Raw genomic sequence first — 22,992 nt, forward strand, 5'->3', positions numbered from 1 at the left:
GAAAACGGAATGTCTTCCTTGCTACGCGCCACCCTGATCACCCTCGCCCTGCTGACCACCGCCGGTTGCACCAGCAAACCGATACTCAACACCCAGCACGAGCTGGTGGCCAGCCCCCAGGTCAGCGAAGAAAAAATGAAAACGGTGATCGTCGACGCCCTGCAAAAGCGCAACTGGACGGTACAGCGCCTGAGCCCGCAACTGGTGCAGGCCGAAATCAATGTGCGCAATCAGTTCTACGCGGCCATCGACATCCGCTACACCCGCAACAGCTACGCCATCACCTACCGTGACAGCCGCGACCTGGGCTACAAGGACGGCAAGATCCATCGCAACTACAACCGTTGGGTGAGCATGCTGGATCGGGACATCATGGCAGCGTTGCGTTCGGCGGGGATGCAGTAAACCCGGAAACGACAAAGGGCGCCTTTCGGCGCCCTCTTCACAAACAGGTTGGCTTGTCATCACCGCTTCCTGCCTGGCTCTGCAATTGCTGGTTGCCCAGGATCCTCAGAGTCTCACAAGCCCCTTTCGGGAACTCGGGCAGTATGCCTGAAAAAAATCTGCTGCAATCAGTGGCACAACGCCGTTCATCCATCACCCACCTCATCGCAACCCAAGCGCACTGCGTACTGCTGCTTTTTCGCTCGTGTGCGCATTCTCAATGCTGATGAAGGTCAATCTAGACATCGCATAGGGTGCTCGCTTCATTACGGTAGAAAAGCGCAGCCACGCTCAGGAAGAGCCCTGTACCAAACGGGTTGTGTTGGCAGTTAACCCACTTGCACGTTGGCTGCATGACTTGCTATCCCATGACAGCCGCATTCCAGCCGATGCCCATCCAGGACGATGCTCAGGCCGTTCATCCGTCGATGTGGGTGGCCCTCTGTGAACGCGTAGATACCACTATGCAACGGACAGGTGGCTTTATCGCCGACTACGGTCACGGTTTTGCCGTTGATCTGGTGAGTGCCTGCAAGTTGGCAGTCGATGACCTTACCGCCACGGCCGGTGGTGTCGCCTAAGCAAACGGGTTGTTTCATTACTTAACTCCCGGCTGTTACGGCTGGTACTTGAAAACATGCGCAAGTGGTATCAAAGCTAGACAACATGCCGCCTTCCCAAATAGGCCGCTTCATTGCTTGCCTCCCGGGGCGCCGAAGCTGAAGGGGTCGGCCCAACGGGTTTTAGCGTTTTTGGCTTTGGTGGCCTCGTCCGGTGGGCGGACCATTTGTACGGTAGTAGTACCGTCGCTGCCGTTGTAGACCACGGCGCTGGTGCCGCCGTCGAGGTAGCTGGCCATGCTGGCGAGGTTGATGGCGACCAGTGCGCTGCTGACGCCGGTATTGCCCAGGCGACGGCCCAGGTCGTAGCCTTCTTCGACGTTGCCCAGTTCGATGCTGGTGCCGTCGGTATTCAATCCATGCAAGGCGTTGTTGAGGGCAATCAGGCCGTCGATGTTGTCGGTGCTGTCATAGAACACTCGCACCGGGGCGGCGTCTTCGGGCAAGGTGTTCAGGGCTTTAAGCCAGGCACTTTGCAGGGTTTTGACCTGTAGTGCGGGCTTGAGGGGTTTGCCGTTTTCGTTGGTCATCGAAACTTTTATCGGGCGGTGCAGGTAACCGAGCATGGGCGCGGCGTCGAATTCCTTGATCTGATGTTCGGCCCAGCGCACGGGAAGCCAGGGCGTGGGTTCGAAACGGCCGGGGCCGCGATTGCTGAGGGTTTGCCAGAGTTTGGGAAGTTGGGCGTGCCAGTAGGTGCTGGACATGGTGCCGGGGCCATATGCATTCTCTACCCCCTCAGCTTGCTTCTTGACCGCATAGATACCGTCGAATAAAACAGAATGCTTCCAATAAAACGCCCATAACTTGCCCATGTCGGTGCGCTTATTCTGGTTGTCCTCTTCCTCGTTAGTGGCAAATGGGCGCAGGTATTGATCGACCCGATCCGAGCGCGAGACCAATAGGCCGGTCATGCTTTCGTAGACCTTTGGCACCATTTTGCCATCTTGAAGCCCCGGCGTTCCGGCAACTCGGTTAGCGCTACGGGTTACATCGCCATCTTCACTGATGATCAATGCTTCTGGCACTTCCTGATGTTCATCAAAAAACTGGAAAAGCTTTTCGATCATGGGTTGAGCATGGGTGGTGTTGTCTGCGTCCTGCCAAAGAAACAGCGTCACGCCAAGGGTGGCAGCATTTCGCCCACTCAAAATGTTGGTTTCCGAGCCGTTGTCTTTAGGCTGCTTGAGAGGGCCAAGCGCAAAGGTCGGCAAGGGCCAGTAGGCCACGGCATCGCGGGCAGAATGGTGAAACGATGCGCCGGTATTAATCACAGCAATATTACGTCGGGTGCTCGCAGAGTAAGGATAATCCTCGGCCTTCTGGGAATAGATAGAGCTAAAGTTGTCGTTCTTTTTTTTGATCAAATTCCAAATGCGGGTCTGATGCCAAACACCCACCGCTAACCCCGCCGCCCTGATCTCCAACGCATAAGTCCGTTCACGTTCGGCAATCTGTTCTGCGGTGAGTGGCACAGGCTGCGCAACAACAGCAGCGCCGCCATTGGCCCATTGCATCACGGCCTTGCCGCTCCACACCGCGCCATACAACACCGCCACAACACCAAAGATGGCAGCAAGTCCTACAAGGGTGGGAGGTGCAACGTTTTTCATCGTCATCTCTTCAATCTCTATATATTTCATCACTTCATAGGTCACGAACATCAGCCAACCGAGCACCAGTACGAACCCGATCCAGAGGAAAACCGTTAAGCGCGGTCGGTTGCTCATGATTGACCTCCTGTGGGGGCGGGTCTTCTGACCAGTGGCGGCGGCGTCATTGGCACCAGTTCAGGAGAGGGAAATGTTCCGTATTGGTAGTAAAGGAAGTTGGCCGTGGCCAAGGATCGCGCGTCGGCACTAAGCCTTGGCCATCCCGGCATTTGGGTCAGCCCTTCTTTGTATGCTTTTTCATTCACCCGCCAATCCGCCATCGCAATCAACACCTCCCGAATCTGCGGATCGTCCAAACATTTACCCTGCCCCACCGCCACATCCATCGCCGTCACCCACCGATGGTTTTCCGGGCTGCGCAGAATCGCCGAGTGATAGCTGTTATTGCCCCATTCTTTGGGGTCGACCGCCAGACGGACGCGGATTTCGTTGGGAGTTTCTTCGCGCTCGATTAGAAAGTGATCGACGGTTTTGAGCATTGGGTTGCCCGACACCACGGTCTGGCGCAGCACGCGAGTTTGGTCGTCCGGCTCCTTGCCCTGATTCCAGGCGGCCAGCTCCTGAGCCTCAGCCACGCGCGTTGGGCTTTTGCGCACTTCAACCCATTTGAACTTGGCGTTGCTATTGCCCAGCGCGTTGTTCTGCGAGACTGCGTCCGGAGCGTCAATACCGGGGGCGGTCGGGCTTCCAGTGACGGCTTCACCGCCGAACATCTGCGGCGCGTGCGGCGGCACCAGCACTTCGCCGTTGATATAGCGGGTTTGACCGATGCCTGTGGGGGTTTGCAATATGGCGGGGATTAGCTGATGTTCTGCCGAATAACGCTCTCCTCTGACGCGCAAGGGCACGAGACTAGGTTCCGCCCCCACGTAGATTGGCTGTTCATCGCGATGCCGCGTGCTCCACAGCCGCTGATAAAACCCTGAAGGCATCGCAGCCATGGCTGGCTTGCCATCGGGTAAATGTGACGGCACGCCAAAGGTGCCGATACCGCTGACATCGTTGATGCCAACGGTAGAGTCGTCATGGCTGAAATACAGATAAACCTTGCCGCGATTGTCACGCTCGGGAAACACCACCGTGCTGTCATCCGGCCCCAGGCGCTGACCCTGCTGCGGCGACCAGTTCGGGCCGGTGCGACCGCCATAACCGGGTTGCCCGTATTGCATCTCTCCGAGGGACGGGCCTGCATGAGGCTTGGCAGTCACGGCCTGCACGATATCGATTAGGGTGCCGAGGGTATCTGAGCCTTTCGGAGTTTTGTTCGGCAATAGTGAGTACGGTGAGGCGACCATGATCGCGCAGTCAGCGCAGCGCTGGCCACGATCCACCAGTAAGGCCTGCGCCAGCAGGGTGATCAGCGTGCCCTGGCTGTGGCCCATGATGGTGATGGTTTCATCGGGGGCTAGACGGCGCGCTTCGCTGATCAGCATGGCCAGACGATGGGCAGCCAGAATGAAATAGCGACGTTGCGGGTTGGCCCCCATGAACAACGTATTGGGCAGAACAAGATTAGCCGCGTGCCGGGTGATTTTGCTAAATCCCTCGCCAAACATTTCCAACAGATTGTTGGTGGCGTTGGCGAAGAACCCACCGCCCTTGGCGAAGTGCCGGTCCAGGCGGTTATCGAAGTTGTCCTGATACTGGGTGCGCAGCTTGGTCGGGTCGCCGTTCTTGTCGCGCTTGATTTCGTCGGGTGCGGCGCGATAGCCCCAGTAGAACGGGATGAAACAACTGCGGGTGGTTTTATCGGCGCTGCGTTTGTAGAGGTAGGTATCGGGGTCGTCGAGCATGCGTTGTTCGACACTGTTTAAGTCCTCTACCGGAATCGCCTTGGCCGCCGCAAAGTCAGCGCCATAACTTCCCGCGCATAAATCCGGGCGGTGCAGCCGCTCGTTCAATCCTTGAAGTAACCCAGTTTCCACCGACTCATACGAAGCGCCAGGGTCGTTAACGCCATGCAAAAAAATCACGATGCCGGGCATGTCGCGTGGGATAGCGACCAGTCGATCACCGGGGCGATTAGGGACAAGCCGACTGCGTAGTTCGGCGATAACACTGTAGTTGGGGTCGCTCATGCCTTAGTTCCTTGAAGGCTGCAATCAGCTCATTTCACGGGGATTCGATGTTCGGCTCGTACTGATTCAACAGGTTCTCAAACGCAGTGCTGCCTGCATATTTGAGCTTGAGCCGTTGCAGTTCAGCGTCCGTGCCTCGGCATTGCTGGTTGATGTCGTCGATGACCTGCGCTTGCTCATCACCCAGATCGGGGATTTCGCCACGCAAGTGGTCACACAGGTCCCGCTGTTCAACGAATTCACCAATATCGCTGGGAATTTGTTCCGATCCGCAAGCCGTTTGAGTCAATGCGAGCAACAACACTGCCGCTACTGAGAAATGGGTAGTCATGGGTTACTTTCCGTCCGTTGACCAATGCGGTTTGTCCTTGTCTCCCCCCAAAAACTTGATAACGCCGTAGGTCTTCCCCACAGCGTGCAACTCAAGATTCATTGAGGTTCGGTATTGATGATCACCGCAGTACCTGATGCATTATTGATAGTGAGGGTCCCCGCCCAACTGATCGTCGTATCGATGGCGTTGCCTTCGATATGTCGGGACGTTAGGGATGGAGAAACTTTAAGGTCTTTTTTGATGCCATACGCAGTGAGCATCGCTTGAGCGCCAGCCACGGATTTATCATGGGAATAAGCGCCTGCATCGTCTTGATGGGCCCATTCAATATCGATGCCTTCACGTTCCGGCACTGTTTGTGGGTCGGCGGCGTTGTTCACGATTTGCCATGCCCAGTGCATGAGGAAGGCCCTATTGGCAGGCCGTAACGTTGCAGAAATGCTAACGGTTGCGCCTGCGGCACGAAGAGCAGTAATAAAGGCCGTTGCCTGTGTCGCAAACGGTGCAGCCAAGTCATCCAGGCTGACGCTGGTCGGAAATTCACTCACCCAAGAGCGGCCATTGGGCTTTTTTCGTGGAAGTCTCAACAATCACAGGTGTCTGGTCCGACGTGGGAGTGAGGTTGTGTTGCGCTATCGTCATCGTAAGGCACCTCGATTTTGGCGATTTGTAGTGTGTCGGATTGCACGGTTTGGGTGTTGCCGTGCTCGTCGGTGATGCCAATGACGACATCGCCGGACTCAAGCTGAATTCGATATTTCACGTCGCTGAGCGGCACGCCGGTCTGCTTGTCTTTGATGAGATAGGTGAGGTCATACGGGCTGTTCTTGCTGGGCGCAGGTTTCAGGCCGCCCCCAATGCCCGCCGAACCTGAGTCAAGCAACGGCTTCAAGGCATTCACATTGGCTAATTGCATGGACTCTCGCTGAATCTGTTCCGTCCCCCCGTCACCTCCAGTGATCCCTTGCACCACGCTGCCATCCTCCAGCGTGACATTGTAAGCCTGCGATAACGCAGCAGCTTTTGCGTCACCCTCAAAGTGCAAAACGTGACGCTGATCTGCCCCATCGCGCCCAAACGCTGGCATGGGTACGCGGTCGGTCTTGGGACCTACCCAGTCATGGTCTGCCGCGTGCACGATGGCGCTGCCTGACGTACCAATCTCGATGCCGCCGCCAATCTTGATGTAGCTGCCGTCATCAGCGACCAAACGAATGGTCGGCGCCGTCAGGACGATTTCACCTTCAGCCGCCGAGGCGTGCAGGTTCTTTTGTGCATTGAGGGCGATGTCGTCGTTTTGAGCCTGCACAAGTACTTTGCCGCGATTGGCGATGGCGCTGATGCCAGCATCCTGGGCAAACGCGGAAATACCTTGGCCCGCGTGCAGGCGCATGGCCGCGCCGCTGGTCATTTGCAGATGATCCTGCGCGGTCGTGTCGTGATTGCCCCCGGCGTAATGGGCTTGGGATGCAGGGGTGGCACTGACGATTCCCGCCTCACTGGTGATGGCGATCAGCGGATCACCGCTGGCTGAACTGTCGACAGCGGGCCACTGATTCAGAGTTTGGCGCAGCGCTTCGATACCGGCGTGATCGAGTGCCTGGGCGCCTTGTGCGGCGGCGGTCTCACCCAAAGACTTAAACAGGTCGGCACACTGGCTGAGCAATTCCAACAGCGTTTCCCGGCCCAACTGCGGGTCTTGCGCTTGATGCTTGGAGTAGGTGGTCAGCAGTAAGCCTTGCGCGGCACGTAAGGCGATTGCAGCATTGGTACGCAGTTCTGCGCCGTTACCCAGCGGCTGGGCCTTGCCTTCGTTGCGTGGCGTGGTCAGTTTACCCAGGTTCAACGCACTGTCCTGATGACGGCTGGCAAGTCGAGTACGCAGCTCGCCTGGGGTGTCATCGAACAACAACTCGTTGTAGCCGCGTCCTTGGTGTTCTTTAGTTTTAATTCCGCTTAGGGCGTTGTTGGTCGGCAACTGCTTCAACCCTGATACATCGCTGAAGCGAGGCGAGTGGTGACTGCTGTTGTAAACGGTGCCGGTGATCAAAGGCTGGTTAACGTCCCCGGCAATAAAGCTCACCACCACTTCCTGCCCGATACGCGGCATGAACTGATGACCAAAGCCATCACCCGCGCTGGGCTGGGCTACCCGTAGCCACGCGGTGTCTTGCGCATGCTGCCTGGTGCTGTCGCGCTGATCGGGCTGTTGGCGTTGCCAATGAAAGCGCACCTTCACTCGCGCCCACTCATCGGTATGCACTTCCCCCAAATTTTTATCGCCGACCACGATGGCGGTCAGAGGCCCAGCAAGCACTGGACATGGCGTTAAGCATTGAGGGCGATAAGGAATATGGCGACGGATGCTGGTGAAGGTATTGCTGTAGTCCGCTTCCGCTTCGTTGAGGTAATTGTTGTGTCCCTGATGTTGCACGCTCAATAGCAGAAACTCATTAACCGTGGCCCCTGGTTCGCGCTGATTGCTGCCGCTATTCACCTGTGAGGGATCATGTCGGGGGTGCTGCGTTAGCGTGAAGGTGTAACCCGGCACCATCGCTCGGCAATTGCTGACGCCGCGAAAGGTTTTGCTCAGCATATGCAAGGCATCGCGGCGCCAGCCGACACGATTGGTCGCGTCGGCACGGCTGCCAGGGTTGTATTGACCTAAAAATTCGTACCGCTCAAATCGTGCAGAGTTGCTGGCAGACTTCAGCAGGCCAGTATCGACCTGTTCCCATTGGTCTGCCTGCTTGTAATCGAACGAGGAAACACTGATGGCGTCGGATTCCTGCTGGCGTTGGGCAGTCCATTCGCTGATGGTGTCGGCAGCGTCCGGGATCGAGTCCTGGTGGTATTGAATGACCGGTTGTTGCTCCAGCGGCACGAGCCTGTCGGAATCATGACGCACCACCAGCGTGTGGCTTTGTGCGGTGTGCTCGAAGTAGAACAACAAGCCTTCTTGCTCAAGCAGGCGCCGCGCAAAGTGTTCGTCTGTTTCATTGAACTGCGTGACGCAACTGTGGGTTCTGAGGGGTACGCCCTGCGCAAGATCGAATCGGAACTTGGCCAATGCGCCGTAATGGCCGAAGACCGTGTGCAACACATCAACCACCGTGCGGTCTTGGAAAATACGAGAATCCATTCGCTGGCTCAAATACCAAAACCATGGGCTCAACGTTGCCGAGTAATAGCTCAGGCCGCCATCATTTTTCAGGTGGTTGAAGCTCGTGATATGGCCGTGAATGCAGCGGTGAGCGCCATCGGCCAGTTCGACTTCAAGCAGCGTGGGTTGGCCGACCACGGTCTTGAGTTCGATCAGCGGATCGCGGCTAAGCAACGCTAAGTCAAAGCTGAACGGTTGGGATATCGCTTCATGGCCACTGAAACTGTCCAGCAACAGTTCGTGATCGGATTCTGTTTTAACAGCCAGTTTGATCAAACGGTGCTTTTGAGCCGAGAGAACTGATGCGGGATCGATGGGCATGCTGGCCTCTTGTTGCGGAGGGCGGCGGACTTTGAAGGGATTCAGGTTCGCCTAGAGGCGGGAATTTGAGCATGGGGGGAGGAAAAAGACGTGTCGGACGGCCGCCTCCATTGAGTAGGAACATTCTGAAAACCAACAATTAGTTTCAGATAGTGACTGCTTGACAGACTTTCGGTGATCGAATCGTGCAAGGCACTTTAGCCTGAGATATGACCGTGCCTACACCACAGCCTTACGCGTCAACAACTCCACAAACGCCTCTGCCATCGGCGTCTGCACACCCTTGCGTTGCACCAGCCACACCGCTGTCACCGCCTCCTGATCGAGCAAGGTGCGATACACCACGCCATCGATGCGGATGCGCTGGTAAGACGCCGGCAGCACCGACACCCCCAACCCCGCCGCCACCAGACCGATGATGGTCATCGCCTCGCCCGCTTCCTGGGCGAAGTGCGGGCTGAAGCCAGCGTCGCGGGCGAGGTTGAGCAATTGCGCGTAGAGGCCGCTGCCGTAGCTGCGCGGGAAAAACACGAACGGTTCCTGGGCCAACTGCGCCAGGTGCAAGCCCCGCTCGCTGCCGTGTACCAACGGATGATCGGCGTTGAGCACCGCCACCAGGGGTTCGCGCATCAATTCCACCATGCTCAGCGAATCCGGCAACGGCAGCGGGCGCATCAGGCCGACCTGGATCGACTCGTCCACCAACGACTCGGCCACCTGGGTGCTGCTCATTTCCTGCAGGTGCAGGTGCACCGCCGGGAAGGCCTGGCGAAACGCAAAGATCGCTTGGGGGATGCTGGAATTGAACGGCGCCGAAGAGGTGAAGCCGATCTTCAATTCCCCCAGCTCGCCCAACTGCGCGCGGCGCGCCACATCCGCGGCTTTATCGACTTGCGCCAGCACCAGTCGCGCTTCGTGCAGGAACAAGCGCCCGGCTTCGCTCAGTTCGACCCGACGATTGGTGCGCTCGAACAACCGTGCGCCCACCTCCTGTTCCAGCGCCTGGATCTGCTGGCTCAGCGGCGGTTGCGAGATGCCCAGCACCTGCGCGGCGCGGCCGAAATGCAGTTCTTCGGCGACGGCGATGAAGTAGCGCAGGTGACGTAATTCCATATCAGCCTCATTAGGTCGTTAAAGCTATCAAACAGGTCGAACAATATATTGGAAAGAATCATTAGGCAGCTATATTCTTTTTTGCGTTGCCACCCCTGGCACGCGCTTCCCCGCCGAGGTCCCCGTGAAATCTGCTGTCGCTCCCTACGCTCAAGAAGTCCCGCCGACCGCCCTGGATGAGGTGGTGGCCCAGCTCAACGACGCGTATATCGAAAAAGGCACGCCGATGTTCATGCGCACGGTGCTGGCGCTGTTCTCCGGCGGCTTCGCCACCTTTGCTCTGCTGTATTGCGTGCAGCCGATGATGCCGGCGCTGTCCCATGAATTTGCCATCAATGCGGCGCAGAGCAGCCTGATCCTGTCGGTGTCCACGGCGATGCTCGCCCTGGGCCTGCTGATCACCGGACCGATTTCCGACACCCTGGGGCGCAAGCCGGTGATGGTCGCGGCGCTGTTCTGCGCGGCCCTGGCCACCATCGCCAGCGGGCTGATGCCGACCTGGGAAGGGATTCTGCTGATGCGCGCGCTGGTGGGGCTGTCGTTGAGCGGCCTGGCCGCCGTGGCGATGACCTACCTGAGCGAAGAGATCCACCCGCAGCACATCGGCCTGGCCATGGGCCTGTACATCGGCGGCAACGCGATTGGCGGCATGAGTGGGCGGCTGATCATCGGCGTATTGATCGACTTCGTCAGTTGGCACACCGCGATGCTGATCATCGGCGCCCTGGCGCTGATCGCGGCCACGGTGTTCTGGAAAATCCTCCCCGAATCGCGCAACTTCCGCGCCAGCAGCCTCAAGCCGCGCAGCCTGGTGGATGGCTTCGTCATGCACTTCAAGGACGCCGGCCTGCCGTGGCTGTTCCTCGAAGCCTTCTTGCTGATGGGCGCGTTCGTGACGATGTTCAACTACATCGGTTACCGCCTGCTGGCCGACCCGTACGATCTCAGCCAGGCCGTGGTCGGCCTGTTGTCGCTGGTGTACCTGTCGGGTATCTACAGCTCGGCGAAAATCGGCTCCCTGGCCGACCGCCTCGGCCGCCGCCGCGTGCTGTGGGCCACCATCGTGTCGATGCTCGGCGGCATAGCCCTGACCCTGTTCACCCCGCTGTGGCTGGTGGTGCCGGGCATGCTGATCTTCACCTTCGGCTTCTTCGGCGCGCACTCGGTGGCCAGTAGCTGGATCGGCCGCCGCGCGGTCAAAGCCAAGGGCCAGGCGTCGTCGCTGTACCTGTTCTGCTACTACGCGGGGTCAAGCGTCGCCGGCACCACGGGGGGCTTCTTCTGGCATTTGGCCGGGTGGAACGGGATCGGCGGGTTTATCGTCGCGCTGTTGATCGGCGCGTTGCTGGTGGCGTTGAAACTGGCGAAGTTGCCGCCGTTGGAAGCCGCAAAAAGCGCGTAACACCTGCGCCTCTGGCGGTTCTGACGGGCCAAGGTACACTGACGGCATTCGTCAGTCTTGGTAAAGGAAAGCCAGAATGCGCCTGGACCAGCTTCATATTCAAAATTTTCGTTGCTACGAAGATGCCACTTTTGACTTTCAGCCGGGTTTTAATTTGGTGGTGGGGGTTAATGGGAGTGGCAAAACTTCGTTGTTGCAAGCGGTGGCGGCAAGCCTATATTCGTTTTCATCGTCATTGGGAGGAGCGATTCTTCAAATATCAGACCAAGATGTAAGATTCGAAATCCAAGAGTTTGAAGGCCGCTATAGATTTGAAAGTATCTATCCCGTGAGACTGAATGCTGTCGGCTCAGCTTTCGGCCGTACCGTTTGGGATGAATCAATGGTACGTGGAGGTCAACTCAACGTCTTCGATATACCGGTGATCAACAGTTCAACTGATATTCTCAATCCCTTATCAGAAAAAAATGTTGATCTTCCACTCATGGCTTTTTATCGAGCTGACCGCAGATGGAACTCGCCTGATGTATCTGTCGAATTCGCCGCGCTCCAACAACCATCAAGACTAGACGCGTACAAAGACTGGCTTGATGCTTCTGCGAATCTAAAAACATTTGAGAGCTGGCTTATTGGAAAAACATTAGAACGTCTTCAAAAGATGTCTCGTTCCGCAGCTTCTACCAAGTTCAATGACGAACTCCAATTGATAAACTCTGCGCTAACTCATGCTCTGCCCGACGCAAAAGGGATTGAGTACGACCTAGGAATTCGCAGCTTGCTGGTCCATTTTGAGAACAGCAGGAGCTTAACTTTTAACAGTTTGAGTGATGGGCAACGCGGTATGGTTGCAATGGTCTCAGACATAGCCAGGCGAATGTGCCTGCTCAATCCACACTTAAAGAATAAAGTATTAGAAGAGACAACAGGAATTGTCATAATCGATGAATTAGACATCCACCTGCACCCTGGATGGCAGCGCACAATAGCTTCAACTCTGAAAAAAATATTCCCTAAAATTCAATTCATCGCGGCTAGTCACTCTCCCCAAATTATTGGTAGCCTCAAGCCAGGAGAGGTCATTCTATTAACGAGTGAAGCGCCCTCACATCCCCGTGTTACTTACGGACTTGACTCTAGCCGAGTTCTTGAAGAAGTCATGGGCGTCCCTGAGCGCGCCCCAGAAGTAGAAGTGCTTCTAAGCGAACTATTCAGCACCATCGAAGACAACGAACTGGAAAAAGCCAAAACCCTGCTCCTGGCACTCAAAGAGCTGGCACCAGACCTCCCCGAATTCGCTGGCGCCCAAGCGCTGATTCGCCGCAAGGAGATACTCGGAAAATGAAACAAGTGTTCAAGGGAGCTGAACCTGCTTCTTTTAGCCAGTGGAAAGCTTCAATCAACGAAGAATGGGTACCCACTTACACGACGCTGCAGAATCCTGAAAAACGTGAACTGCACGCCAGCTTATTGCTGGAGCAAGGAGGCTTTTGTTGTTACTGCGGCCGAGAGATTGATGCTGCATCAAGCCATATCGAACACTTCCGTCCCCAAGAGCATTTCAAAGATCTGGCACTTGAATACCAAAACCTTCACGCCTCCTGTATCAGGGAAACTAAGCCCGACTCGCCTTTGCATTGCGGGCACGTCAAAGACAATTGGTTTGATGAAGCCGAACATATCTCGCCCACCGACGACGGTTGTGAACTTCGCTTCCGATATCTATTGACGGGGCAAATCCAGGCGACAGATACCAATGACTCGCCAGCAAAAAAAATGATAAAAGTTCTGGCCTTGGATATCGCCTACCTGAACAACCGTCGCCGGGATGCCTTAGAACGCGTCTTCGACCCAGAATTTGTTACCCAGGCCACCGACGAAGACTTCAGAACCATTACAACTTTATTACGCTCGACAGACCTCGTTAATCAGCAGGCCTTCGATCATGTTGTCGCACGATTTGCTGAGCAAATCCTGACATCCTGATCCCCGCTCATGGCAAGGGGAGTCTTCTTAAAAGACATCCGCGCCATCACCCGCTTGCCCCGGCGCTCGTGCATGACCACAGCGCCGATGTGCATCACCAGCAGCAGCAACAAAGCCACGCAGGACAGCACATGCACGCGGAAGTACCAGGCGAGGCTGGCCGGGGCACTGTGAAACGGGGCGAAGGCGGTCAGGTTAAAGACGTTGATCGGACGATCCATCATCAGCACCCCGGTTGCCAGCACCATTGCCAACACCACATACATGGCCTTATGCACCCATAGCGCCAGGTATTCCCGTGGCGAACGCCTGACGGAAAAATCCAGGCCGTGAGTAAAAGAGCAACAAACCCGCACGACAAACACCGGGATGTACAGGGCGGTCAATGACACATTGAAAAACCCCACCCACGCTTTGACCGAGGCCGGCACGGCGAATGTCGCCACCACAAAACCTGACAATAGCGCCCACACGATGATGACGGCCGAAACCCAATGCAGCAGTTTCTGGCACGTTGAATAGTCAGCGGTATTCATCCAGCGATCACCTGACAACGAACGCCAATGACTGGCGAGTGGAAAAGTCGGGCAGGATTTTTCTTGGGCGGATAACGGCAGCCGTAGGAGAAGTCCTAAAGACCACAGAGTACCAAGGCAGGACTTAACCAGAGCTGAAGCGCAACGAGCCCCCGTCTGCCGGGCAGACGGGGGCTCGATTCAAGCAGGGGCGCTGTTACTCGTGATACTGCGCCGACAACTCATGAACCGCGCGCAGGAACGCGCCGGCATGCTCCGGGTTCACTTCCGGCGTAATGCCGTGACCCAGGTTGAACACATGCCCGCTGCCTTTGCCGTAGCTGGCCAGGATGCGCCCGACTTCGGTGCAGATCGCTTCCGGTTTGGCGTAGAGCACGGTCGGGTCCATGTTGCCTTGCAGCGCGACTTTATCGCCGACACGACGACGGGCGTCGCCGATGTCGCAGGTCCAGTCCAGGCCCAGGGCATCGGCGCCGGCATCAGCGATGCTTTCCAGCCACAGGCCGCCGCCCTTGGTGAACAGGATCACCGGCACTTTACGGCCTTCGTGTTCGCGGATCAGGCCGCTGACGATCTTGCGCATGTAGGCCAGGGAGAACTCCTGGTATGCCGCCGCCGACAGGTTGCCGCCCCAGGTGTCGAAGATCTGCACCGCTTGCGCGCCGGCCATGATCTGGCCGTTGAGGTAGGAAATGACCGACTGCGCCAGCTTGTCCAGCAGCAGGTGCATGGCCTGCGGGTTGTCGTAGAGCATGGCCTTGGTCTTGCGGAAGTCTTTCGACGAGCCGCCTTCGACCATGTAGGTGGCCAGGGTCCAGGGGCTGCCGGAGAAGCCGATCAGCGGCACGCGGCCGTTGAGCTCGCGACGGATGGTGCTGACGGCGTCCATCACGTAGCCGAGGTCTTTGTGCGGGTCGGGGATCGGCAGCGCTTCGATGTCAGCCAGGGTGCTGATGACCTTCTTGAAACGCGGGCCTTCGCCGGTCTCGAAGTACAGGCCTTGGCCCATGGCGTCAGGAATGGTGAGGATGTCGGAGAACAGGATGGCCGCGTCCAGCTCTGGATAGCGGTCCAGCGGCTGCAGGGTGACTTCGCAGGCGAACTCCGGGTTCATGCACAGGCTCATGAAGTCGCCGGCCTGGGCGCGGCTGGCGCGGTACTCCGGCAGGTAGCGACCGGCTTGACGCATCATCCACACAGGGGTGACGTCTACGGGTTGCTTGAGCAGGGCACGAAGGAAACGGTCGTTCTTGAGGGCAGTCATGTCGGCATCCGCAAAAAAAGTGCGGGCATTTTCTCAGAGCGCGACGCAAAAGGCACGGAATGAGCCGTGCCTTTTATCTATCGGGTTGATTTACGACAATCTCTTGGGCACATCAAAACCAAAAGTGGGAGGGGGCTTGCCCCCGATTGCAGTGTGTCAGTCTCAGTATCTTTAACTGGACTACCGCTATCGGGAGCAAGCCCCCTCCCACATTTTGGCCACATTTCAAAGATGAAATGGGTCAGACCTGCAGGTAGTCCAGGATGCCTTCGGCGGCGTTGCGACCTTCGAAGATCGCGGTTACCACCAGGTCAGAGCCGCGCACCATGTCGCCACCGGCGAAGATTTTCGGGTTGCTGGTCTGGTGCTTGTACTGGCCCTGTTCCGGGGCGACGACGCGGCCCTGGCTGTCGGTCTGGATGTCGAACTGCTCGAACCACGGTGCCGGGCTTGGACGGAAGCCGAAGGCGATGACCACGGCGTCGGCCGGGATGATCTCTTCGGAGCCCGGGATCGGCTCGGGGCTGCGACGGCCACGGGCGTCCGGTTCGCCGAGACGGGTCTCGACCACCTTCACGCCTTCGACGCGGTCTTCACCGACAATCGCGATCGGCTGGCGGTTGTAGAGGAATTTCACGCCTTCTTCCTTGGCGTTCTTCACCTCTTTGCGCGAGCCGGGCATGTTGGCTTCGTCACGACGATAGGCACAGGTCACCGACTTGGCGCCCTGGCGGATCGAGGTACGGTTGCAGTCCATCGCGGTGTCGCCACCGCCCAGTACCACGACCTTCTTGCCTTTCATGTCGACGAAGTCTTCCGGCGACTTTTCAAAGCCCAGGTTGCGGTTGACGTTGGCGATCAGGAAGTCGAGCGCGTCATACACGCCCGGCAGGTCCTCACCGGCAAAACCGCCCTTCATGTAGGTGTAGGTGCCCATGCCCATGAACACCGCATCGTATTCGGCGAGCAGTTGTTCCATGGTCACGTCTTTGCCGACTTCGGTGTTCAGGCGGAACTCGATGCCCATGCCGGTGAACACTTCGCGACGATTGCTCAGCACGGTTTTTTCCAGCTTGAACTCGGGAATGCCGAAAGTCAGCAGGCCACCGATTTCCGGGTTCTTGTCGAACACCACCGGGGTCACGCCGCCACGCACCAGCACGTCAGCGCAGCCCAGGCCCGCCGGACCCGCGCCGATGATAGCCACGCGCTTGCCGTTCGGCTTGACCTTGGACATGTCCGGACGCCAGCCCATGGCGAACGCGGTGTCGGTGATGTACTTCTCCACCGAACCGATGGTCACCGCGCCGAAGCCGTCGTTGAGGGTGCAGGCACCCTCGCACAGACGGTCCTGCGGGCACACCCGGCCGCAGACTTCCGGCAGGGTGTTGGTCTGGTGCGACAGTTCGGCGGCAGCAAGGATGTTGCCCTCGGCCACCAATTTGAGCCAGTTGGGAATGAAGTTGTGCACCGGGCACTTCCATTCGCAATACGGGTTACCGCACCCCAGGCAGCGGTGGGCCTGATCGGCCGACTGCTGGGGTTTGAAGGGTTCGTAGATTTCCACGAACTCTTTCTTGCGTTGACGCAACAGTTTCTTCTTCGGATCTTTGCGCCCGACATCGATGAACTGGAAGTCGTTATTCAGACGTTCAGCCATGTTAAAACCTCATCAAACTCTTCAGGCGCATATCACTGCGGGTTGGCACGGATGCTGGAAAGCAACGATTTCAGGTTGGCAGCCTTGGGCTTGACCAGCCAGAAACGACGCAGGTAATCATCAAGGTTCTCGGCGAGGTTACGACCCCATTCGCTGCCGGTTTCCTCGACGTACTCATCCAGCACGTGCTGCAAGTGGTTACGGTGGGATTCCATCGCTTCGCCGCTGATCCGCTGGATCTCGACCAACTCGTGGTTGACGCGGTCGACGAAGGTGTTGTCCTGGTCGAGCACGTAGGCGAAACCGCCGGTCATGCCCGAACCGAAGTTGTAGCCGGTCTTGCCCAGTACCGCGACAAAGCCCCCGGTCATGTACTCGCAGCAGTGATCGCCAGTGCCTTCCACCACGGTGTGGGCACCGGAGTTACGCACGGCGAAACGCTCACCGGCAGTACCGGCGGCGAACAGCTTGCCGCCGGTGGCGCCGTACAAGCAGGTGTTGCCGATGATGGCACTGTCCTGGGTCTTGTAGACGCTGCCTTTAGGCGGAACGATCACCAGCTTGCCGCCGGTCATGCCCTTGCCCACGTAGTCGTTGGCGTCACCTTCCAGGTACATGTGCAGGCCGCCGGCGTTCCACACGCCGAAGCTCTGGCCCGCAGTGCCCTTGAAGCGGAAGGTGATCGGCGCCTTGGCCATGCCCTGGTTGCCGTGCTTGCGCGCGATTTCGCCGGAGATGCGTGCGCCGATGGAGCGGTCGCAGTTGCAAATGTCCAGGCTGAATTCGCCACCGCTGGCGTCGTTGATCGACGAAGCGGCCATCTCGACCATCTTCTCGGCCAGCAGGCCTTTGTCGAACGGTGGGTTGCGGTCCACCTGGCAGAATTGTGGCTTGTCTGCCGGGATGTGATCGCTGCCCAACAGCGGCGTCAGGTCCAGGTGTTGTTGCTTGGCGGTCTGGCCTTCGAGGATGTCCAGCAGATCGGTGCGGCCGATCAGCTCTTCGAGGGAGCGCACGCCCAGCTTGGCCAGCCACTCACGGGTTTCTTCGGCGACGTAGGTGAAGAAATTCACCACCATGTCGACGGTGCCGATGTAGTGATCCTTGCGCAGCTTCTCGTTCTGAGTGGCGACGCCGGTGGCGCAGTTGTTCAGGTGGCAGATGCGCAGGTATTTGCAGCCCAGGGCGATCATCGGCGCGGTGCCGAAGCCGAAGCTTTCGGCGCCGAGGATCGCGGCCTTGATCACGTCAAGGCCGGTTTTCAGGCCGCCGTCGGTCTGCACCCGGACTTTGCCGCGCAGGTCGTTGCCGCGCAGGGTCTGGTGGGTCTCGGCCAGGCCCAGTTCCCAGGGTGCGCCGGCGTACTTGATGGAGGTCAGCGGCGAAGCGCCGGTGCCGCCGTCGTAGCCGGAAATGGTGATCAGGTCGGCATAGGCCTTGGCCACACCGGCGGCGATGGTGCCCACGCCGGCTTCCGCCACCAGTTTCACCGAGACCAGGGCCTGCGGGTTGACTTGTTTAAGGTCGAAAATCAGCTGCGACAAGTCTTCGATCGAGTAGATGTCATGGTGCGGCGGTGGCGAGATCAGGGTCACGCCCGGCACCGCATAACGCAGCTTGGCGATCAGACCGTTGACCTTGCCGCCCGGCAGTTGGCCGCCTTCGCCGGGCTTGGCGCCCTGGGCGACTTTGATCTGCAGCACTTCAGCGTTGACCAGGTATTCCGGGGTCACACCGAAACGGCCAGTGGCGACTTGCTTGATTTTCGAACTCTTGATGGTGCCGTAGCGCGCCGGGTCTTCGCCGCCTTCGCCGGAGTTGGAACGCGCCCCCAGGCGGTTCATGGCTTCGGCCAGGGCTTCGTGGGCCTCGGGCGACAAGGCGCCCAGGGAAATACCGGCGGAGTCGAAGCGCTTGAGGACCGATTCCAGCGGTTCGATTTCGCTGATGGCCAGCGGTGTGTCCAGGGTTTTCACCTTGAACAGGTCGCGGATCATCGACACCGGACGGTTATCCACCAGCGCGGTGTATTCCTTGAACTTGGCGTAGTCGCCCTGCTGCACGGCGGCTTGCAGGGTGCTGACCACGTCCGGGTTGTAGGCGTGGTACTCGCCACCGTGGACGAACTTGAGCAGGCCGCCTTGCTGGATCGGCTTGCGCGCGCTCCAGGCTTCGGCCGCCAGGGCTTTCTGTTCGGCTTCGATGTCGACGAAACGCGCACCCTTGATGCGGCTCGGCACGCCACGGAAGCTCAATTCGCAGACTTCTTCCGACAGGCCGATGGCCTCGAACAACTGCGCGCCACGGTACGAAGTGACGGTGGAGATGCCCATCTTCGACAGGATCTTGAGCAGGCCCTTGGTGATGCCTTTGCGGTAGTTCTTGAACACCTCATAGAGGTCGCCCAGCACTTCACCGGTACGGATCAGGTCGCCCAGCACTTCGTACGCCAGGAACGGGTACACCGCCGAGGCGCCGAAACCGATCAGCACCGCGAAGTGATGCGGGTCGCGGGCGGTCGCAGTTTCGACGAGGATGTTGGAGTCGCAGCGCAGGCCTTTTTCGGTCAGGCGGTGGTGCACCGCGCCGGTGGCCAGCGAGGCGTGGATCGGCAGCTTGCCCGGTGCGATGTGACGGTCGGTCAGCACGATCTGGGTACGACCGGCACGCACGGCTTCTTCGGCCTGGTCGGCGACGTTGCGCACCGCGGCTTCAAGGCCGAGGCTCTCGTCGTAGTTCAGGTCGATGATCTGGCGGTCGAAGCCTGGGCGGTCCAGGGTCATCAACGAGCGCCACTTGGCCGGGGAAATGACCGGCGAGCTGAGGATCACGCGGGAAGCGTGATCAGGCGATTCCTGGAAGATGTTGCGCTCGGCACCGAGGCACACTTCCAGGGACATCACGATAGCTTCGCGCAGCGGGTCGATCGGTGGGTTGGTCACCTGGGCGAACTGCTGGCGGAAATAGTCGTACGGCGTGCGCACGCGCTGGGACAGCACGGCCATCGGCGTGTCGTCGCCCATGGAGCCGACCGCCTCGTAGCCTTGCTCGCCGAGCGGACGCAGCACCTGGTCGCGCTCTTCGAACGTGACCTGATACATCTTCATGTACTGCTTGAGCTGGTCGACGTCATAGAACGCCGAACCGTGGTCGTTGTCTTCCATGGTCGCCTGGATGCGCAGGGCGTTCTTGCGCAGCCATTGCTTGTACGGGTGACGGGACTTCAAGCGGTTGTCGATCGCGTCGGTGTCGAGGATCTGCCCGGTTTCGGTGTCCACGGCGAGGATCTGGCCAGGGCCGACGCGGCCTTTGGCAATCACGTCTTCCGGCTGGTAGTTCCACACGCCGATTTCCGACGCCAGGGTGATGAAACCGTTGGTGGTGGTCACCCAACGCGCCGGACGCAGACCGTTACGGTCGAGCAGGCACACCGCGTAGCGGCCGTCGGTCATAACCACGCCGGCCGGGCCGTCCCACGGTTCCATGTGCATCGAGTTGTACTCATAGAACGCCCGCAGATCGGGGTCCATGGTCTCGACGTTCTGCCACGCTGGCGGAATGATCATGCGCACGCCACGGAACAGGTCGATGCCGCCGGTGACCATCAGTTCGAGCATGTTGTCCATGCTGGAGGAGTCGGAGCCGACGCGGTTGACCAGCGGGCCGAGTTCTTCCAGGTCCATCAAATCGTTGGCGAACTTGGTGCGACGGGCCACGGCCCAGTTGCGGTTGCCGGTGATGGTGTTGATCTCGCCGTTGTGGGCGAGGAAGCGGAATGGCTGGGCCAGCGGCCATTTCGGCAGGGTGTTGGTGGAGAAGCGCTGGTGGAACACGCAGATCGCGGTTTGCAGGCGCTCATCGCTCAGGTCTGGATAGAAGGCGGTCAAGTCCGCCGGCATCATCAGGCCTTTATAAATGATGGTCTTGTGGGAAAAGCTGCAGATGTAGTGGTCGGTGTCGGCGGCATTGGACACGGACGAGCGACGACGCGAGGTGAACAGCTTGATCGCCATGTCCTGGTCGCTCAGGCCGTCGCCCGCGATGAACACTTGTTCGATCTGCGGCAGGCGCTCCAAGGCCAGGCGGCCGAGCACGCTGGTGTCGATCGGCACTTTGCGCCAGCCGACGAGCTGCAGGCCGGCGGCGAGGATTTCGCGGTTCATGTGCTCGCGGGCGGCTTCGGCTTTGACCGGGTCCTGGTTGAAGAACACCATGCCCACGGCGTACTGCTTGGGCAGTTCCACCGCGAAATGTTCTTTGGCGATGGCGCGCAGGAACAGGTCGGGCTTTTGAATGAGCAAGCCACAACCGTCACCGGTCTTGCCGTCGGCGTTGATCCCACCGCGGTGGGTCATGCAGGTCAGGGCCTCGATGGCCGTTTGCAAAAGGGTATGACTGGGCTCGCCCTGCATATGGGCAATCAGGCCGAAACCGCAGTTATCCTTGAATTCATCGGGTTGGTACAGACCTGCTTTCATAGACACTTTCTCACCAGGCTGCCTCTTGTACGGAGGCAAATTTCTTTTCAATTCAACCAGTTACCTTCCACACCGAACGTACGCCGGCTTTGCAGGGGCAAAAGGGAGGTCATTGTACACACCGACACAGACGCTCACAAATTTAGCGACGAGATGTCGCAAATCTATGTCGCATTTATGAAAGGTTTAAAACGATATGCTGTGCTAGTCAAAACTTTTTTTAATTTCGACCGCTACGACTCAAAAGCTACTGTGACGCAGACACCACAAAGCGCGCGGCCTTGAGGGCAGCACGCACTTGCGGATTTTTTTGAGGTGCCGGGAGGGGCGGCCTGGGTAAGGCCGCCGGATCTTCAGCGAGTTGTTGCCAGTTCTTGTTGAACGCTGGCAACAGTGCGAGGCCAAGGTTTACCAGCCTGGACCTTCGCTGGCAAGGCCTTGATAGCGGTATCGGCTGCTGCACGGCTGGAGAAGCTGCCGTAAGTGATCACGTAGAGCGGCTTGCCGTTGAGCACTTTCTTGAAGTAACGGTATTCGCCGCCCTGCTCTTTCACGAACGCCTGGGCATTGGCTTCGGAGCTGGTGCCGAGGATCTGCACCACGAAGTTACCGCTCGGCTGGCTGGTATACCAACTGCTGCCGGTGGCGCCGGCCTTGGCGACGGTGGTCGCCGGTTTTTCAACCGGTTTGGCGGCCGGAGCCGGAGCAGGCTTGGCGGCTGGCGCTGGCGCGACCGGCTTGGTCACCGGCGCAGGCTTGGCAGTAGCGACCGTCGGTGCCGGGGTAGGTTTTGCCGCCGGCTGACCCGCTGGCACGCCGGCAGGTGGCGAGGTGGTAGTCACGGTCGGCGGGGTGGCGCTGGAGCCTTCCACCGGCACGCCGTCGTCACCTTCGGAGATGCCACCGGCTTCTTCGGCGAGCGGACCGCGCATCACCGGCTGGCCGACCATCGGCAGGTTGGTCGGTTGACCGGAGTTGGCGAATTCGACGTTTGGCGTGGGCTTGCCCAGTGGCAACTGCGCCTGTTCGGTTGGCGCACCGGCCGTGGTCGGCGCCTTGCTGCGACCCGGGATCAACCAGGCGGCGGCAACGGCAACCACGACAACGGCGGAAATAGCCAATACGTGCTTCTTAGGCATAGTGAACCCCATCTTTGGACGCTTGACCGCAGAGCGGCTAGCAATCATGGCTTCGATCATGGCATCGCGGGCGACCTGATTGATGGTGCCAGGCCAGCCGTCCGAGCTTTCGTGAATATCAGAGATCTGCTGGGCGGAAAAAAGTTCGATACCCTGCCCCGCGCCTTCGAGGCGTTGCGCCAGGTATTCGCGGGTTTCTTCCTCTTCGTAGGGCTGCAACTCGATAACGTGGAACAGCTCCTGATCACCACTGATCTGCTCGAGTTCGGCGATCAACGACGATTCACCGAACAGGAATACATGCGGACGACCTTCCGGCGTACCTGCCGCCAGCGCCAACAACGCTTCCAGGGCGGATTCGTCGAGCTGCTCGGCATCATCCACCAGCAGGTAGACTTCCTGGCCGGTCAGGCCCAGTTGCACAATCTGCTTGAGGATCGCATTCGGCTCGGCGGTGGAGACGTCCAGTGCCTGGGCAACCTGACGCAGCACGCCCGCTGCATCCCCGGCGCCACGGGCCGACACCACCACGCTTTGAACCGACTGCTTGTTGGTACTGGCGACCAGAGCCTGGCGCAGCAGGGTCTTGCCGCTGCCCAGCGGGCCGGTGACGACCAGCAACAGTTGACTGTAGCGCGCGAGGTGGTGCAACTGCCCGAGCACCGACTTGCGCTGCGCGGGGAAAAATTTGAAACCAGGCACCCGTGGGGCAAAGGGGTCGTGGCTTAACTGGTAATGGCCGAGGAACGCCTCGTCGGCATGCAAACTAGTCATCGGGCTCTTA

The 22,992-nt window shown here is 58.8% G+C and carries 16 protein-coding genes; 4 read left to right on the forward strand and 12 right to left on the reverse strand.

Going from position 1 to position 22,992, the window contains the following annotated elements; all coding sequences use genetic code 11:
* Nucleotides 1-9 precede the first annotated feature (9 nt).
* The gene (locus ACLH0J_RS01435; RefSeq protein WP_411390588.1) at nt 10-405 is read left to right on the forward strand and encodes a hypothetical protein; all 396 of its coding nucleotides are present in this window, start codon (nt 10-12) and stop codon (nt 403-405) included.
* A gap of 368 nt (nt 406-773) precedes the next feature.
* Here ACLH0J_RS01435 and ACLH0J_RS01440 read toward each other — a convergent pair whose 3' ends face one another.
* From ACLH0J_RS01440 to ACLH0J_RS01470, 7 genes are all read right to left on the reverse strand, one after another.
* On the reverse strand, nt 774-1,043 hold the full coding sequence (locus ACLH0J_RS01440; RefSeq protein WP_411390589.1) for a PAAR domain-containing protein: 270 nt from the start codon (nt 1,041-1,043) through the stop codon (nt 774-776).
* A gap of 92 nt (nt 1,044-1,135) precedes the next feature.
* Nucleotides 1,136-2,794, reverse strand: a complete 1,659-nt coding sequence (locus tag ACLH0J_RS01445) for a DUF2875 family protein (protein WP_411390590.1) — start codon at nt 2,792-2,794, stop codon at nt 1,136-1,138.
* On the reverse strand, nt 2,791-4,815 hold the full coding sequence (locus ACLH0J_RS01450) for a DUF3274 domain-containing protein (protein ID WP_411390591.1): 2,025 nt from the start codon (nt 4,813-4,815) through the stop codon (nt 2,791-2,793). Before ACLH0J_RS01450 ends, ACLH0J_RS01445 begins: the two co-directional genes overlap by 4 nt.
* 34 nt (nt 4,816-4,849) lie before the next feature.
* Nucleotides 4,850-5,146 carry a hypothetical protein gene (locus ACLH0J_RS01455; protein WP_411390592.1) on the reverse strand — a complete coding sequence of 99 codons (297 nt, stop codon included), beginning with the start codon at nt 5,144-5,146 and terminating at the stop codon, nt 4,850-4,852.
* A 98-nt stretch (nt 5,147-5,244) separates the two neighbouring features.
* Nucleotides 5,245-5,697: a hypothetical protein gene (locus tag ACLH0J_RS01460; RefSeq protein WP_411390593.1), complete on the reverse strand. Its 453-nt coding sequence runs from the start codon at nt 5,695-5,697 to the stop codon at nt 5,245-5,247.
* Nucleotides 5,698-5,732: 35 nt separating this feature from the next.
* Nucleotides 5,733-8,633: a type VI secretion system Vgr family protein gene (locus tag ACLH0J_RS01465; protein ID WP_411390594.1), complete on the reverse strand. Its 2,901-nt coding sequence runs from the start codon at nt 8,631-8,633 to the stop codon at nt 5,733-5,735.
* Nucleotides 8,634-8,852: 219 nt separating this feature from the next.
* A complete protein-coding gene (locus ACLH0J_RS01470; RefSeq protein WP_411390595.1) occupies nt 8,853-9,746 on the reverse strand; it encodes a LysR substrate-binding domain-containing protein in 894 nt (297 codons plus the stop codon).
* 172 nt (nt 9,747-9,918) lie between these two features.
* Between ACLH0J_RS01470 and ACLH0J_RS01475 the strand changes: the two genes are divergently transcribed.
* From ACLH0J_RS01475 to ACLH0J_RS01485, 3 genes are all read left to right on the forward strand, one after another.
* Nucleotides 9,919-11,148: an MFS transporter gene (locus ACLH0J_RS01475; RefSeq protein WP_411392759.1), complete on the forward strand. Its 1,230-nt coding sequence runs from the start codon at nt 9,919-9,921 to the stop codon at nt 11,146-11,148.
* A gap of 76 nt (nt 11,149-11,224) precedes the next feature.
* Nucleotides 11,225-12,490 (forward strand): AAA family ATPase, encoded by a 1,266-nt coding sequence (locus ACLH0J_RS01480; RefSeq protein WP_411390596.1) that lies wholly within the window; start codon nt 11,225-11,227, stop codon nt 12,488-12,490.
* On the forward strand, nt 12,487-13,131 hold the full coding sequence (locus ACLH0J_RS01485) for a retron system putative HNH endonuclease (protein WP_411390597.1): 645 nt from the start codon (nt 12,487-12,489) through the stop codon (nt 13,129-13,131). The genes ACLH0J_RS01480 and ACLH0J_RS01485 overlap by 4 nt, the downstream gene beginning before the upstream one ends.
* On the opposite strand, the gene ACLH0J_RS01490 is transcribed toward ACLH0J_RS01485, so the two are convergent.
* The 5 genes from ACLH0J_RS01490 to ACLH0J_RS01510 all read right to left on the reverse strand — a co-directional run bounded on the left by ACLH0J_RS01490 (nt 13,089) and on the right by ACLH0J_RS01510 (nt 22,982).
* Nucleotides 13,089-13,667 carry a cytochrome b/b6 domain-containing protein gene (locus ACLH0J_RS01490; RefSeq protein WP_411390598.1) on the reverse strand — a complete coding sequence of 193 codons (579 nt, stop codon included), beginning with the start codon at nt 13,665-13,667 and terminating at the stop codon, nt 13,089-13,091. The genes ACLH0J_RS01485 and ACLH0J_RS01490 overlap by 43 nt on opposite strands.
* A gap of 196 nt (nt 13,668-13,863) precedes the next feature.
* Nucleotides 13,864-14,931 carry a uroporphyrinogen decarboxylase gene (gene hemE / locus ACLH0J_RS01495; RefSeq protein WP_010563218.1) on the reverse strand — a complete coding sequence of 356 codons (1,068 nt, stop codon included), beginning with the start codon at nt 14,929-14,931 and terminating at the stop codon, nt 13,864-13,866.
* Nucleotides 14,932-15,172: 241 nt separating this feature from the next.
* Nucleotides 15,173-16,591, reverse strand: coding sequence for an FAD-dependent oxidoreductase (locus ACLH0J_RS01500; protein WP_411390599.1), 1,419 nt, complete (start codon nt 16,589-16,591; stop codon nt 15,173-15,175).
* A 32-nt stretch (nt 16,592-16,623) separates the two neighbouring features.
* Nucleotides 16,624-21,069 (reverse strand): glutamate synthase large subunit, encoded by a 4,446-nt coding sequence (gltB, locus tag ACLH0J_RS01505; RefSeq protein ID WP_411390600.1) that lies wholly within the window; start codon nt 21,067-21,069, stop codon nt 16,624-16,626.
* Between the two features lie 353 nt (nt 21,070-21,422).
* On the reverse strand, nt 21,423-22,982 hold the full coding sequence (locus tag ACLH0J_RS01510; protein WP_411390601.1) for an SPOR domain-containing protein: 1,560 nt from the start codon (nt 22,980-22,982) through the stop codon (nt 21,423-21,425).
* Nucleotides 22,983-22,992 lie beyond the last annotated feature (10 nt).

This window comes from Pseudomonas sp. MPB23 (genome assembly GCF_046605395.1).
GTDB lineage: Bacteria > Pseudomonadota > Gammaproteobacteria > Pseudomonadales > Pseudomonadaceae > Aquipseudomonas.